A 362-nucleotide genomic window follows, 5' to 3' on the forward strand; every position below is an offset into this window, starting at 1 on the left:
GTCACGATGGCCTCGGGCGCCGTCGACACGGGAGGCCCCGGTCTGCTCTGCTACGGCGCGGCCAAGGCGGCCGTCGTGCAGCTGACGAAGACGCTGGCCACGGAGATGGGCCCGCACGGCATCCGCGTCAACGCGGTCGCCCCGGGCTGGATCCGCACCCCCATGACCGACCGCCACGACACCGCGGCACAGACCCACACCGAGTCGCTGATGGCCCGGATGTCCCCGCTGGGCCGGGTCGGCGAACCGGAGGACATCGCGCACGCGGTGCTGCACCTGGCGTCCGACGCGTCGTCCTTCACCACGGGGCAGATCCTGCGCCCTAACGGCGGTGTGGCGATGCCCTGGTAGTCGGCGCCGCC

1 protein-coding gene is annotated in these 362 nt (G+C 73.2%); it reads left to right on the top strand.

Going from position 1 to position 362, the window contains the following annotated elements:
- Positions 1-351, top strand: a 351-nt coding sequence (locus tag ACLZOT_RS50585) for an SDR family NAD(P)-dependent oxidoreductase (protein ID WP_416976067.1), incomplete at its 5' end; no start/stop codon positions are given.
- Between the last annotated feature and the right edge of the window lie 11 nt (positions 352-362).

Source organism: Streptomyces sp. 4F14 (assembly GCF_048159485.1).
GTDB lineage: Bacteria > Actinomycetota > Actinomycetes > Streptomycetales > Streptomycetaceae > Streptomyces.